The organism is Rhizobium sp. SJZ105 (genome assembly GCF_007828365.1).
Taxonomy (GTDB): domain Bacteria; phylum Pseudomonadota; class Alphaproteobacteria; order Rhizobiales; family Rhizobiaceae; genus Agrobacterium; species Agrobacterium tumefaciens.
Map to the genome: position 1 here is coordinate 110,375 of NZ_VIUP01000007.1, position 13,465 is coordinate 123,839.

The window sequence follows — 13,465 nt, forward strand, 5'->3', positions numbered from 1 at the left end:
AAGTGTCTGATATTCAAAAAAAGGGGAATGACGTGACACTGGACCTCTCCAAGTTTGCTGCCGAAAAAGGCATCAAATATTTCATGATCAGTTATACCGATCTCTTTGGTGGCCAGCGCGCCAAGCTGGTTCCTGCAGAAGCGATTGCCGATATGCAGAAGGGCGGCGCCGGATTTGCCGGTTTCGCCACATGGTTCGATCTGACGCCCGCCCATCCCGATCTCTTCGCAGTGCCGGACGCCTCCTCGGTCATCCAGCTTCCCTGGAAAAAGGATGTGGCCTGGGTTGCTGCCGATTGCGTCATGGAAGACCAGCCTGTGGAACAGGCGCCGCGCGTCGTTTTGAAAAAGCTCATCGCGGAAGCGGCCGGGCAAGGGCTGCGGGTCAAAACCGGCGTGGAACCGGAATTTTTCCTCATTTCGCCGGACGGCGCGAAAATCTCCGATGAGTACGACACGGCGGAAAAGCCCTGCTACGACCAGCAGGCAGTGATGCGTCGTTACGATGTGATCGCGGAAATATGCGACTACATGTTGGAGTTGGGCTGGAAACCCTACCAGAACGACCATGAGGACGCGAACGGCCAGTTCGAGATGAACTGGGAATATGACGATGCGCTCCAGACGGCGGATAAACATTCCTTCTTCAAGTTCATGGTCAAGTCGGTTGCCGAAAAGCACGGGCTGCGCGCGACATTCATGCCGAAGCCTTTCAAGGGTCTGACCGGCAACGGCTGCCACGCTCATATTTCGGTCTGGGATCTGGACGGCAAGGTCAACGCTTTTGCCGACAAGGCAATGCCTTTCGGGCTCTCCGCAAAGGGCAAGACGTTTCTGGGCGGCATCATGAAACATGCCTCCGCTCTTGCGGCCGTCACCAATCCGACGGTTAATTCCTACAAGCGCATCAACGCGCCGCGGACCATCTCGGGCGCGACCTGGGCGCCGAACACGGTGACCTGGACCGGGAACAACCGCACCCACATGGTTCGCGTGCCAGGGCCGGGGCGTTTCGAACTGCGTCTGCCGGATGGCGCCGTGAACCCCTATCTGCTCCAGGCCATCATCATTGCGGCCGGTCTGTCGGGTGTCCGCTCACAGGCCGATCCCGGTCCGCATCACGATATAGACATGTATCGCGAAGGTCATACCGTGACGAATGCGCCGAAACTGCCGCTCAATCTTCTCGATGCGCTGCGCGAATACGAGAAGGACGAGGAACTGCAGCAGGCATTGGGCATGGAGTTCTCAAAGGCCTATCTCAAGCTCAAGCAGGGCGAGTGGAACGCTTATTGCGCGCAATTCACTGCCTGGGAGCACCAGACAACGCTCGACGTTTGAGTTCGGGTTTCCCCGCCGCCCTCGCGGCTTTTCCCCGCGCTCGTCAGACAGCGCGGGGTTTTTCCAGTATCGATGACAGAGAGAGTGCCGGATGACGAACTTCGTCCTGACCGTAACCTGCAAGTCCACCCGAGGTATCGTCGCTGCCCTTTCAGGCTTTCTCGCTGAAAAAGGCTGCAACATCGTCGATAGTTCGCAGTTTGATGATCTCGGTACGGGCCGTTTCTTCATGCGCGTGGGCTTCATTTCCGAAGAGGGAGCAAAGCGTGACGACTTGATGGCTGGACTGATGCCGATCTCGCAGAAATTCGGCATGGAAGTGGCGCTTCATGACCAGTCCGAGCGGATGAAGGTCCTGCTGATGGTGTCGCGCTTCGGCCATTGCCTGAACGATCTGCTTTACCGTTGGCGCATCGGGGCCTTGCCGATCGATATTGTTGGCGTCGTCTCCAACCATTTCGATTACCAGAAAGTGGTGGTCAATCATGATATTCCCTTCCACCACATTCCAGTGACGAAGGAAAACAAGCCACAGGCTGAAGCCCGGATCATGGATATTGCCGAAAGCACCGGAACCGAGCTGATCGTGCTTGCGCGTTATATGCAGGTGCTTTCCGACCGGATGTGCGAGACGATGTCGGGGAAGATCATCAACATCCACCATTCTTTCCTGCCGTCCTTCAAGGGCGCCAACCCTTACAAGCAGGCCTATCAGCGCGGCGTGAAGCTGATCGGTGCGACGGCCCACTATGTCACCGCCGATCTCGATGAAGGTCCGATTATCGAGCAGGATATTGTGCGTATTACCCATGCCCAGAGCGCGGAGGATTATGTTTCGCTCGGCCGGGATGTCGAGGCGCAGGTTCTGGCACGCGCCATCCACGCCCATATCCACCACCGTACTTTCATCAACGGTAACCGCACCGTGGTCTTCCCGCCAAGCCCGGGCAGCTATGCATCGGAACGGATGGGGTGACGCGGCATTGCGACAAGCGGGTCGCGCGCTGTTGCCATAAACATGGTGCGCGGCTAAATAAGTTGGTACGCCATAATATAAAGAGCCAGAACCTGTTTTCACGCCCGGCGGGCGGAAGCGGGATGTGCCAAACGAGGTGATACCATGACCGGTGCTTTGCAGGGAACTGCCATTCGCGTTGAGCGTCCGACCAAGACGCTGAGGGAGCTTGCGCTCGACAAGGTGCGCGACGCCATCGTGAACGGTTACTTCCGTCCGGGAGATCGCCTCGTAGAGCGCGATCTCTGCGCCCAGCTGGGCGTTTCCCGCACCATCGTGCGCGAAGTCCTGCGGCATCTGGAGTCCGAGGGGCTGGTGGCGAATTTGCCGAACAAGGGGCCGATGGTTGCGCTGCTCGATCTCGCCGAGGCCAAGCAGATTTACGAAATCCGCGGTGCGCTGGAGGGAATGGCGGCGCGCCTTTGTGCGGAGCGTCGCGATCCCGCCATTGTCGAGGCGCTTGAGGCTTCACTCGAGCATATTCGCGAAAGTTACGTTGCCAAGGATATGCCCGGTGTTCTCGCGCATACCTCGTCTTTTTATCATACGCTGTTCAGCAAGATCGACCGGCATGTCGCCTGGGGCGTCGTCAATTTGCTGACGGTGCGGATCAACCATCTTCGCTCCATGACGATTAAGACGAAAAGCCGCGATACCGAAGGTCCGGCGCAGATGAAAAAGATCGTCGATGCGATCCGGAAAGGTGACGGGGACGCCGCTTACAAAGCCGCTCTCGATCATGTCACCAGCGCATGCGCTATCGCCGAAGCCGTTCTCACCGCGCAAAAAACGGCTGACTGACGGTTTTTGGCGCTCCGTTCTGCTTGTCTTGCGGTTGCCCAGTTGGCGGCCGCAGGCTCTGCGGTTTTTTGATTTTATGGTTGTTTTACAATAATTTAGAAAAACAAATGACCGCTTATTGACAGGGCAATCCGTTTGGTGTGATGGTATGCCATAATAAATAATATAAAGAGCGGAGCTTAATATGAACTGGAATCCGATTTCCCGGAAATGCATAGCCGTGCGCGCCAAAACCTCTCTGGCGGGCTTTGTCATCAGTCTTCTTGCCGGTGCGGCCGTTGCACAGGACTGCACGCCGAAAATATCCAACGATCACCTCATCAAGCCCGGCCATCTCGTGATGGCGACCAGCCCGACATTGCCGCCCATGGCCTATGCCGACCAACAGGGTGTGCTCAAAGGCCTTCGTATCGAGTTGGGTTATGAAATCGCCAAGCGCCTCTGCCTGAAGCCCGAATATATCAGCACGGAATATGCCACCATGGTGCCGGGCCTGCAGGGCGGCCGCTGGGATATGATCAATGCCGGCCTGTTCGTGACGGCGGAGCGGCGCAAGATCCTGTTCATGATCCCCTATGAGAGTCTCGCCATCAGCATTTCAACGGCCGTCGGTGCATCCGAGCCCATCACCAAGGTGGACGATCTGGCCGGTAAGGCCGTCAGCACCGATATCGGTGGCTATGCCGAGCGCAAGATCAAGGAATTGAACGAGGACTTCAAGAAACGCGGTCTTGCGCCGATGACCATAAACCTGTTCGACAATTACGCGACCGTCTATCAGGCGCTGCGGGCAGGTCAGGTTCAGGCCGCGGTCTCCATCGATCCTGTCGCCAAGCAATACCAGGATCGCGGCGAGTTCACGCATGCACTTTCCGGCATGTACCCTACGCCCGGTTCGCTTTCCTTTGGAAGCAAGGACGTCGCCAGTGCCGTCTCTGCTGCTCTCAAGGAAATGAAGGCCGATGGTTCGCTTGAAAAGCTGATGGGTGGTTATGGCGTGAGCATCGCGCCCGGCGACCTCGCCGTTCTTGGTCCGGAAGGCTGAAATCTCCTCCATCTGAACTGTCAGCGCGGCGGGAGAGTTCTCGCCGCGACCATTCCCGCATGAATTGGAGAAAGACGTGAAGGGTTGGAACTGGGAAGGTTTCTTCGAATACCTGACGAATTATTATCTTTTCGAGGGGGCGATGGTGACGCTCGGCCTCACGGTTTTTGCCATGACGGCGGGTCTTGCGCTGGGCTTCGTCATTGCGGTGATGCGCATGTCGAAATACCGGTTCCTCTCCGGACCGGCCTATTTCTACACCTGGATATTTCGCGGCACGCCGCTGCTGGTGCAGCTCATCATCATCTATACCGGCCTGCCGCAGCTCGGCATCAAGCTGACGGTTCTGCAGTCCACCCTGATCGGCCTGTCGCTTTGCGAGGCCGCTTATCTGTCGGAGATCGTCCGGGCAGGTATCGCCGCGGTTCCCAAAGGCCAAATCAATGCGGCGCGCGCCATCGGCATGACCGAGGCGCAGGTGATGCGCTACATAGTTGCGCCGCAGGCCTTCCGCATCATCATTCCGCCGCTTGGCAATTCCGTCAATGGCGTGCTGAAGACAACGTCGATCGCCTCCATCATTTCCATGGAGGAGCTGCTGCGCCGCACGCAGGTTCTTATCCAGGAAAAGTTCCTCGTTCTGGAGCTCTTCATGGTTGCGGCCCTTTATTACCTCGCCATGACGACCGCCTGGGAACTCATCCAGCGCCGTATCGAGAAACGATTCGGCAAGGCCTACGGCCCAATGTCGGCTGACGTACACTAGGGAGAAGTCCGATGTCTCAAGCAACCAGCATGATCGAACTTCAATCCGTCAACAAATGGTACGGTCCGACCTTTCAGGTTCTGACCAATTGCAGCCTGAATGTCGCCAAGGGCGAAGTCGTCGTGATCTGCGGGCCGTCCGGTTCGGGCAAGTCGACGCTGATCAAATGCGTCAATGCGCTGGAGACGATCGGCAACGGCATCATCACCGTCAACGGGGTTGAGGTGACCAACCCCAAGACCGATATGCCTAAGCTGCGCTCCAAAGTGGGCATGGTGTTCCAGCATTTCGAACTCTTCCCGCATATGACGATCCTCGAAAATCTGTGCATCGGGCAGGAGAAGGTTCTCGGCCGCTCCCCTGCGGAGGCGCTGGTCAAAGCCAACGCCCTTCTGGAGCGGGTGGGGCTTACCGCGCATGCGAAGAAATATCCCGGTCAACTTTCCGGCGGTCAGCAGCAGCGCGTCGCAATCGCCCGCGCGCTGGCGATGGATCCGGTCGCCATGCTTTTTGACGAGCCTACATCGGCGCTTGATCCGGAAATGATCAACGAGGTGCTCGACGTCATGGTCTCGCTTGCGCAGGAAGGCATGACGATGATGGTGGTGACGCATGAAATGGGGTTTGCCCGCAAGGTGGCTGACCGCATCGTCTTCATGGATGGCGGCGAGATCGTCGAGATCGGCGAGGGTGACAGCTTCTTCACCAATCCGAAGACGGATCGCGCACGCTCGTTCCTGTCGAAAATCCTGGCGCATTGACGCCACGGTGACCGGAGCGGGATGGCGAAATCCCGCTTCAGATCGTGTGCCTTAGGCCGTTCCGAACAACGCAGAATGATAGTGGCGGAGAACCGCAATGATAAACCGTGTCCTGATGCCTCGCGAAATGCTCATCGGCGGTGGCAGCCGTTTCCGATTGCCGTCACTGTTGAAATCTCTGGGGGTGAAGCGCCCTCTACTCGTCTGCGATCCAGTCATGCAGAAACTCGGCCATGCGGATGCGCTTTTGCAGGCGCTTGGCGGTGAGGGTATCGATGCCGCCATTTTTGCGGATGTCGTAGAAGATCCAACGGATATATCCATCGCCACACTGGTGAAACGCGTTTCCGGGGGCGGTCATGATGGTCTCGTCGCACTCGGCGGCGGTAGCGCCATGGATACGGCGAAAGCAGGCGCCATCGTTGCAACCAGTGGCGAAGAGCTGCGGGCGCTGAAAGTTCCAAGGATCGTGGATTTTGCCGTCATGCCGGTAATTGCCATACCCACAACCGCAGGAACCGGATCGGAAGTAACACGCGCCGCCGTCGTGACGGATACGGCTGCCAGCGAAAAAATGCTCATCCTCGGCACTGCCGCTTTGCCCGTTGCGGCCATCATCGATTACGAGCTGACGCTGACCTGCCCTTACCGCGTCACGGTCGATACCGGCATAGATGCGCTGACCCATGCGCTGGAAGCGCTGGTCAACCGCAACGGTAATGCCCATTCCGAGGCGTTGGCGCTGTCCGCGCTGAAACTGATCGGGGCAAATCTCGAAAAAGTCGCGAACGACCCGCAAAACCGGGAAGCACGCGAAGCGATGATGCTCGGGGCGACGCATGCGGGTCTTGCCGTTTCCAACACATCCACAGCGTTGATCCACGGCCTCAGCCGGCCGGTCGGTGCCTTTTTCCATGTTCCGCACGGCATGTCGAATGCGATGGTGCTGCCGTTGGTCACACAATTTTCGTTGAATTCCGCTCTACCGCAATATGCCGCCGCCGCCCGAGCACTTGGTTGCGCCAGTTCGACGGACAGTGACCAGATTGCAGGCGCAAAGATGGTGGAGGCTTTCATCGACCTGAACAGGCGGTTGAAGGTGCCGACCCCGCAGGAATTCGGTATCGACAAAACCCGCTATCTCGATCTTTTGCCGGAAATGGTGCGGCAAGGCCTCGCCTCCGGCACACCGGCAAATAACCCACGGGTTCCGACGGCAGCGGAAATGACGCGCCTTTACGAACTTGCCTTTGACGGCCGCATGGAAGGGCCTTGAGCCATAACCTCCTGTAAGAATTGTTATTTTTCACAACTTCAAGCCGCAGACTTCCGCCACTTGACACCTGCATATTATGGCATACCATAAGACATCATATTTATCGGAGAGAACGCCTATGCCCATCCAGATCCGTAAGACCGTGTTGCAGGTCGAAACAACGTTGATTGAAGGAGGCAAGGCCGCAGCGACACCTTTGAAGCTGTTCACCGCCATCGCGGTCGTGAAAAATCCCTGGGCTGGAAAAGGCTTCGTGGATGATCTCAAACCGGAAATCCACGCCGGTGCGCCGGTGCTGGGCGAACTCCTGACGAAGATGATCCTTGATGCCGTGGGTTCCGGCGAAGCGGTGGAGGCCTATGGCAAGGCGGCCGTCGTCGGGCTGGATGGTGAGATCGAACATGCCTCCGCGCTCATTCACACGTTGCGTTTCGGCAATCACTATCGTCAGGCTGTGGGTGCCAAGTCCTATCTCGCCTTCTGCAATACGCGTGGTCCCGGCAATGCGCCGATCATGATCCCCTTAATGGACAAGAACGATGAAGGCCGCCGTTCGCACTACCTGACTATCCAGACCTCCGTTCCCGATGCTCCGGCTGCCGACGAGATCGTCGTGGCGCTCGGTGCTTCAGTCGGCGGCAGGCCTCATCACCGCATCGGCGACCGGTATCAGGATCTGAAGGATCTCGGTCAGGATGTTGCCAACCCGGCGGGCGTTTGAGGGTGATGCAAATGCAGGAGGCCGCCACCACGTCACGGGTCAATGCTGCAAAGGCAGGTGCTGCTGTGCTCCCTCGCAAGGTGACCGAGGGCGGGGCGGCCTATTTCGAGGCAGGCGCCGGTGAAGACCTGATCCTCATCCACGGCGTGGGAATGCGGCTGGAAGCCTGGAAGCCGCAGATCGAAATCTTTTCAAAGACGCACCGTGTCATCGCGGTAGATATGCCGGGGCATGGCGGCAGTGAACGCCTGCCAGGGGGCAGCTCGCTCAAGGATTTTGTCGGCTGGTTCGGCCGGTTTCTTGACGATATGCGGATCGCGCGTGCCAATGTGGCCGGGCACTCCATGGGTGCGCTGATTTCCGGCGGTGCCGCTGCAACCTTTGGAGATCGAATTGCGCGCGTTGGTTATCTGAACGGCGTCTACCGCCGTGATCCGGCCGCGAAGGCTGCGGTTCTTGCACGCGCGGCTGCCATCCGGACCACTGGCGTGGACAAGGAAGGCCCTTTGTTACGCTGGTTCGGCGACGATCCAAAGAGCCAGCAGGCGCGGGAGTTGACGCGGGGCTGGCTGGAAATGGTCGATCCCGAAGGTTACGCGGTTGCCTATACCGCATTTGCGGGCGGCGACGAGACCTATGCGGATCGGTGGCCCTCGGTCATCTGCCCGGCTCTTTTCCTGACGGGTTCGGACGACCCCAATTCGACGCCGTTGATGGCCGAGCAGATGGCGGCGATCACACCGCGCGGTTACGCCCGCGTCGTTGAGGCGCACCGGCATATGGTCAACCTGACCGCGCCTGAAACTGTCAATGCAATGATGGCCGAATGGCTGGCTTTAGAGGAGGAGCCGCAATGACTGTTGCAACCCTTGATCCGCGCGCTTTGCGCGATGCATTCGGCGCTTTCGTTACGGGAGTAACAATCGTGACCACCCGGGACGATGCAGGAAAGCCCATCGGTTTTACCGCCAACTCCTTCACCTCGGTTTCGCTCGATCCGCCGTTGCTGCTGATCTGCCTTGCCCGTAGCTCGCGCAATTTCGCGACGATGACGGGCACCAAAAACTTCGCGGTCAATATTCTGTCGGAAAGCCAGAAGGACCTCTCCAACACCTTCGCCCGGCCGGTCGAAGACCGTTTCGCCACCGCCAGCTGGTTGGATGCGCCGAAGGGCTCCCCGGTCTTTGCAGACGTCGCGGCCTGGTTCGAATGTTCGATGCAGGAGGTTATCGAGGCCGGCGATCATGTCATTCTGCTCGGCCGTATCGAGGCTTTCGACAATAGCGGCCTGAACGGTCTCGGTTATGCGCGCGGCGGCTATTTCACGCCGATGCTGGCTGCAAAGGCGGTATCGGCAGCGGCAGAGGGCGATATCGTCGTGGGCGCCGTTCTGGAACGGCGCGGCGAGATTTACCTCGTTGGCGACGACGTGCTGTCGCTTCCCGGTTGTGTCGTGGCAAGCGGCGATCCGGTCGCGGCGCTGACATCACGTCTCGAAGACCTGACGGGTCTCTCCGTCAAAACGGGATTTCTCTACTCGGTTTATGAGAACAAGACGGATGGGCGCCAACACGTCGTCTATCACGCGCTTGCCGATGGCGATCAAGCGCCGCGCGAGGGCCGATTTCTGTTGCCCGGCGCGCTGGCTTCGGCAAAATTCGACTCCGGCGCTACGGCGGATATCGTCAATCGTTTCGTGCTGGAAAGCTCGATCGGCAACTTCGGCGTCTATGTCGGTAACGAGACTGCCGGCAAGGTTCATCCCATCTCCATGAAGGGGCCAAACCCATGAAATTCTCCCTCTTCGTTCACATGGAGCGGCTGGACGCCTCCCAGGACCACAAGACACTCTACGAGGAGTTCGTAACGCTTTGCGAAATCGCCGATCGTGGTGGCATGCATGCCATCTGGACCGGCGAACATCACGGCATGGATTTCACCATAGCGCCCAACCCCTTTGTAACGATCGCCGATCTGGCGCGGCGTACGAAGACGGCACGCCTGGGTACGGGAACGGTGATCGCGCCTTTCTGGCACCCGATCAAGCTTGCCGGAGAAGCGGCGATGGCGGATCTGATCTGTGACGGCCGTCTTGATATCGGCATCGCGCGTGGCGCCTATTCGTTCGAATATGAGCGGCTGCTTCCAGGCCTCGATGCCTGGGGCGCCGGCCAGCGGATGCGCGAGCTTATTCCGGCTGTCAAAGGGGTTTGGGCGGGTGACTACACCCACGACGGCGAATTCTTCAAGTTCCCGGCCACCACATCGGCTCCCAAACCGCTGCAGCAGCCTTTTCCGCCCATCTGGGTGGCGGCGCGTGATCCGAATTCGCATGAATTCGCTGTCGCCAATGATTGCAATGTTCAGGTGACGCCGCTCTGGCAAGGCGATGACGAGGTGGAAACCCTGATGGGCCGCTTCAACGATGCCTGTGCGAAAAATCCGGATAAACAGCGGCCGAAAATCATGCTGCTGCGCCACACCTATGTCGGTTCCGATGAAGCCGATATTGCCCAGGCGGCCCATGAGATGAGCGTCTATTACAACTACTTCTTTGCATGGTTCAAAAACGAAAAGCCCGTTCATCAGGGGCTGATCGAGCGTATTGCGCCGGAGGAGATTGCCGCAAACGCCATGCTTTCCGGTGATGTCATGCGCAAGAACAACGTTGTCGGCGATGCCGATGAAGTTATTACCCGGCTTAAGGCCTACGAGGCCATGGGCTACGACGAATATTCCTTCTGGATCGATACCGGCATGAGCTTCGAGCGCAAGAAGGCCTCGCTGGAACGCTTCCTTTCCGATGTCATGCCGGCTTTCAAGGAGTAAGATGATGCGCCGTTTCCAATGTTACATCGACGGGCGCTTCGAGGATGGTGAGGCGAGCTTTTCGAGCCTCGACCCGGCAACCGGTGAACCTTGGGCAGAAATGCCGGAAAGCCGCGAAGCGGATATTAGCCGCGCCGTAGAGGCTGCGCATCGGGCGCTTTATGACGATGCCGCCTGGTCGAAACTGACGGCGACGCAACGCGGCAAGCTGCTCTATCGGCTTGCCGATCTGGTTGCCGAAAATGCAAAGACGCTTGCCGAGCTCGAAACCCGTGACACCGGTAAGATCATCCGCGAGACCTCGGCGCAGATTGCCTATGTCGCGGACTATTATCGCTATTATGCGGGCTTGGCTGACAAGATCGAGGGCGCCTACCTGCCGATCGACAAGCCGGACATGGATGTCTGGCTGCGGCGCGAACCCGTGGGTGTGGTGGCCGCGATCGTCCCGTGGAACAGCCAGCTTTTTCTGGCAGCCGTTAAAATCGGCCCGGCGCTCGCTGCCGGCTGCACAATCGTCATCAAGGCCTCGGAAGACGGACCGGCGCCGCTTCTGGAGTTCGCCCGGCTGGTGCAGGAGGCTGGTTTTCCTGCCGGCGTCGTCAATATAGTCACTGGTTTCGGTGCGTCCTGCGGCACGGCACTCACCACACACCCCAAGGTGGCCCATATCGCCTTTACCGGCGGCCCGGAAACGGCGCGTCACATCGTTCGCAACTCGGCCGAAAATCTTGCCTCCACGTCGCTCGAACTCGGCGGCAAATCGCCAATCCTCGTCTTTGCCGACGCCGATCTCGAAAGCGCCGCCAATGCGCAGGTCGCGGGAATTTTCGCGGCAACCGGTCAGAGCTGTGTTGCCGGATCACGGCTGATCGTCGAGAGAAGCGTGAAGGATCGCTTCCTCGGGATTTTGAAGGCGAAGGCTGAGGCGATCCGCATCGGCTCGCCGCTGGACATGGCAACGGAAGTGGGGCCGCTCGCGACCGAGCGGCAGCGCAAGCATATTGTCTCTCTGGTCTCTGCTTCCGAAAAAGCCGGTGCGAAGGTGGTGACGGGCGGTCTGGCGGTGGATTGCGCTGGTTATTTCTACCCTCCGACCATTCTCGATTGTGACGGCATTCGTTCGCCGTCCATGGAAAGGGAGTTCTTCGGCCCGGTTCTTTCGGTTGTTTCCTTCGAAACCGAGGCGGAAGCGATCGCTTTGGCCAATGACACGGTCTATGGCCTCGCCTCGGGCGTCTTCACGCAGAACCTGACGCGCGCCCATCGGCTGATGAAGGCGATCCGTGCCGGTGTGGTTTGGGTGAACACCTATCGCGCCGTCTCACCGATTGCGCCTTTCGGGGGTTTCGGTCTTTCCGGTGATGGTCGCGAAGGCGGGCTTGCGGCAGCGCTCGATTACACGCGCACGAAGACCATATGGCTTAGAACCTCCGATGACCCGATCCCCGATCCATTCGTGATGCGGTGACGCGATGTTTTACGAGATCCGCACCTACCGGCTGAAGAACGGCGCCATTCCGGCCTACGCCATTCCGGCCTACCTTCGGGTTGTCGAGGAGGAAGGCATCGAAATCCAGAAAAGCCATCTGGGCGAGCTGGTGGGTTACTTCTTTTCCGAGATCGGGCCGATCAATGAAATTGTCCACATCTGGGCTTTTTCCAGCCTGGATGACCGCGAAGAACGGCGCGCGCGGCTCCTGGCCGATCCACGCTGGTTGTCTTTCCTGCCTAAGATCCGCGACCTCATTGAAGTCGCCGAAAACAAGATCATGAAGCCGGTGCCTTTTTCACCGCTGAAGTGAATCTGCCGGCCGCGAAGTGCATGCCAACAACAAGCTCTAAAACGGAGTAAGGGAACATGAGATCGAAACTGGTATTGATGACATGCGCAGCAATTTTCGCCCTGGGCGCATCCGCACAGGCGAATGATCTGGTTTTTTCCAGCTGGGGAGGAACCACGCAGGACGCGCAGAAGGCGGCCTGGGCCGAAAAATTCATGGTGGCGACCGGCATCAACGTGCTTCAGGATGGCCCGACGGACTATGGCAAGCTGAAAGCCATGGTCGAGGCGAACGGCGTGACATGGGATGTGGTCGACGTGGAGGGCGACTACGCCGCGCAGGCCGGGCCGAAGGGCCTGCTGGAGAAGCTTGATTTCGCCGTCATCGACAAAACGAAGCTAGACCCTCGTTTCGTCACTGATTACTCCGTCGGAAGCTTCTATTATTCCTTCGTCATCGGCTGCAATGTTGATGCTGTAGCCGCCTGCCCCAAGAGCTGGGCCGACCTTTTCGATACGGCAAAGTTCCCCGGCAAGCGCACCTTTTACAAGTGGTCCGCGCCGGGTGTGATCGAAGCAGCCCTGCTGGCCGATGGTGTTGCCGCCGACAAGCTATACCCGCTCGATCTCGATCGCGCCTTCAAGAAGCTGGACACGATCAAATCCGATATCATCTGGTGGTCTGGCGGTGCGCAATCGCAGCAGTTGATCGCTTCTGCGGAGGCACCCTTCGGCAGCGTCTGGAACGGCCGCATGACAGCGCTTGAGAAGAGCGGTGTGAAGGTGGAGACCTCCTGGGAGCAGAACATCACGGCAGCGGATTCTCTCGTCGTTCCCAAGGGAACGAAGAACAAGGACGCGGCGATGAAGTTCATCGCTCTTGCGACCTCCGCGCAGGCGCAGGCGGATATGGCGTCTGCCACGGGTTATGCCCCGGTCAATGTCGAATCCGCAAAGCTGATGGATCCGGAAACGGCAAAGACCCTGCCTGACCAGCAGACAGCGAGCCAGGTCAATGCCGACATGAACTACTGGGCGCAACATCGTGACGAGATCGGTGAGCGCTGGTACGCCTGGCAGGCCAAGTAAGGCAACGGCGCGGGCAGCCAAAAGCGCCCGCGCAAATTT

At 58.7% G+C, this 13,465-nt stretch carries 14 protein-coding genes; all 14 read left to right on the forward strand.

The genetic code is table 11. From position 1 onward, the window contains the following. Nucleotides 1-32 precede the first annotated feature (32 nt). The 14 genes from glnT (at nucleotide 33) to FB593_RS19840 (ending at nucleotide 13,426) form a co-directional block, all read left to right on the forward strand. Entirely contained in the window at nucleotides 33-1,340 is a 1,308-nt protein-coding gene (gene glnT / locus FB593_RS19775) for a type III glutamate--ammonia ligase (protein WP_003511506.1), read from the forward strand. Nucleotides 1,341-1,431: 91 nt separating this feature from the next. Beyond that, complete coding sequence (gene purU / locus FB593_RS19780) at nucleotides 1,432-2,316, forward strand: formyltetrahydrofolate deformylase (protein WP_003511505.1); 885 nt, start codon at nucleotides 1,432-1,434, stop codon at nucleotides 2,314-2,316. Between the two features lie 144 nt (nucleotides 2,317-2,460). Then, complete coding sequence (locus FB593_RS19785; RefSeq protein ID WP_003511504.1) at nucleotides 2,461-3,156, forward strand: GntR family transcriptional regulator; 696 nt, start codon at nucleotides 2,461-2,463, stop codon at nucleotides 3,154-3,156. A 184-nt stretch (nucleotides 3,157-3,340) separates the two neighbouring features. Beyond that, nucleotides 3,341-4,201: a transporter substrate-binding domain-containing protein gene (locus tag FB593_RS19790; protein ID WP_013761897.1), complete on the forward strand. Its 861-nt coding sequence runs from the start codon at nucleotides 3,341-3,343 to the stop codon at nucleotides 4,199-4,201. 76 nt (nucleotides 4,202-4,277) lie between these two features. Next, entirely contained in the window at nucleotides 4,278-4,967 is a 690-nt protein-coding gene (locus tag FB593_RS19795; protein ID WP_003511502.1) for an amino acid ABC transporter permease, read from the forward strand. A gap of 29 nt (nucleotides 4,968-4,996) precedes the next feature. After that, nucleotides 4,997-5,728, forward strand: a complete 732-nt coding sequence (locus FB593_RS19800) for an amino acid ABC transporter ATP-binding protein (RefSeq protein WP_025595347.1) — start codon at nucleotides 4,997-4,999, stop codon at nucleotides 5,726-5,728. Between the two features lie 97 nt (nucleotides 5,729-5,825). Then, nucleotides 5,826-7,004, forward strand: a complete 1,179-nt coding sequence (locus FB593_RS19805; RefSeq protein ID WP_038494319.1) for an iron-containing alcohol dehydrogenase — start codon at nucleotides 5,826-5,828, stop codon at nucleotides 7,002-7,004. Nucleotides 7,005-7,122: 118 nt separating this feature from the next. Beyond that, nucleotides 7,123-7,725, forward strand: a complete 603-nt coding sequence (locus tag FB593_RS19810; protein ID WP_113048785.1) for an amino acid synthesis family protein — start codon at nucleotides 7,123-7,125, stop codon at nucleotides 7,723-7,725. An 11-nt stretch (nucleotides 7,726-7,736) separates the two neighbouring features. After that, nucleotides 7,737-8,582 (forward strand): alpha/beta fold hydrolase, encoded by an 846-nt coding sequence (locus FB593_RS19815; protein WP_145166855.1) that lies wholly within the window; start codon nucleotides 7,737-7,739, stop codon nucleotides 8,580-8,582. Further along, entirely contained in the window at nucleotides 8,579-9,517 is a 939-nt protein-coding gene (locus FB593_RS19820; RefSeq protein WP_035199719.1) for a flavin reductase family protein, read from the forward strand. The genes FB593_RS19815 and FB593_RS19820 overlap by 4 nt, the downstream gene beginning before the upstream one ends. Then, nucleotides 9,514-10,554, forward strand: coding sequence for an LLM class flavin-dependent oxidoreductase (locus FB593_RS19825; protein WP_035199716.1), 1,041 nt, complete (start codon nucleotides 9,514-9,516; stop codon nucleotides 10,552-10,554). Before FB593_RS19820 ends, FB593_RS19825 begins: the two co-directional genes overlap by 4 nt. 4 nt (nucleotides 10,555-10,558) lie before the next feature. After that, nucleotides 10,559-12,025 carry an aldehyde dehydrogenase gene (locus FB593_RS19830; protein ID WP_065704548.1) on the forward strand — a complete coding sequence of 489 codons (1,467 nt, stop codon included), beginning with the start codon at nucleotides 10,559-10,561 and terminating at the stop codon, nucleotides 12,023-12,025. A 4-nt stretch (nucleotides 12,026-12,029) separates the two neighbouring features. After that, a complete protein-coding gene (locus tag FB593_RS19835; RefSeq protein ID WP_145166856.1) occupies nucleotides 12,030-12,359 on the forward strand; it encodes an NIPSNAP family protein in 330 nt (109 codons plus the stop codon). Between the two features lie 56 nt (nucleotides 12,360-12,415). After that, complete coding sequence (locus FB593_RS19840; RefSeq protein WP_026330721.1) at nucleotides 12,416-13,426, forward strand: ABC transporter substrate-binding protein; 1,011 nt, start codon at nucleotides 12,416-12,418, stop codon at nucleotides 13,424-13,426. The last annotated feature ends 39 nt before the right edge of the window (nucleotides 13,427-13,465 follow it).

What these genes read in the sequence shown, in the direction of transcription:
- purU (WP_003511505.1), top strand. Translation starts at nt 1,432, where the DNA reads ATGACGAACTTCGTCCTGACCGTAACCTGCAAGTCCACCCGAGGTATC.
- FB593_RS19785 (WP_003511504.1), top strand. Translation starts at nt 2,461, where the DNA reads ATGACCGGTGCTTTGCAGGGAACTGCCATTCGCGTTGAGCGTCCGACC.
- FB593_RS19790 (WP_013761897.1), top strand. Translation starts at nt 3,341, where the DNA reads ATGAACTGGAATCCGATTTCCCGGAAATGCATAGCCGTGCGCGCCAAA.
- FB593_RS19800 (WP_025595347.1), top strand. Translation starts at nt 4,997, where the DNA reads ATGATCGAACTTCAATCCGTCAACAAATGGTACGGTCCGACCTTTCAG.
- FB593_RS19805 (WP_038494319.1), top strand. Translation starts at nt 5,826, where the DNA reads ATGATAAACCGTGTCCTGATGCCTCGCGAAATGCTCATCGGCGGTGGC.
- FB593_RS19810 (WP_113048785.1), top strand. Translation starts at nt 7,123, where the DNA reads ATGCCCATCCAGATCCGTAAGACCGTGTTGCAGGTCGAAACAACGTTG.
- FB593_RS19815 (WP_145166855.1), top strand. Translation starts at nt 7,737, where the DNA reads ATGCAGGAGGCCGCCACCACGTCACGGGTCAATGCTGCAAAGGCAGGT.
- FB593_RS19820 (WP_035199719.1), top strand. Translation starts at nt 8,579, where the DNA reads ATGACTGTTGCAACCCTTGATCCGCGCGCTTTGCGCGATGCATTCGGC.
- FB593_RS19825 (WP_035199716.1), top strand. Translation starts at nt 9,514, where the DNA reads ATGAAATTCTCCCTCTTCGTTCACATGGAGCGGCTGGACGCCTCCCAG.
- FB593_RS19830 (WP_065704548.1), top strand. Translation starts at nt 10,559, where the DNA reads ATGCGCCGTTTCCAATGTTACATCGACGGGCGCTTCGAGGATGGTGAG.
- FB593_RS19835 (WP_145166856.1), top strand. Translation starts at nt 12,030, where the DNA reads ATGTTTTACGAGATCCGCACCTACCGGCTGAAGAACGGCGCCATTCCG.
- FB593_RS19840 (WP_026330721.1), top strand. Translation starts at nt 12,416, where the DNA reads ATGAGATCGAAACTGGTATTGATGACATGCGCAGCAATTTTCGCCCTG.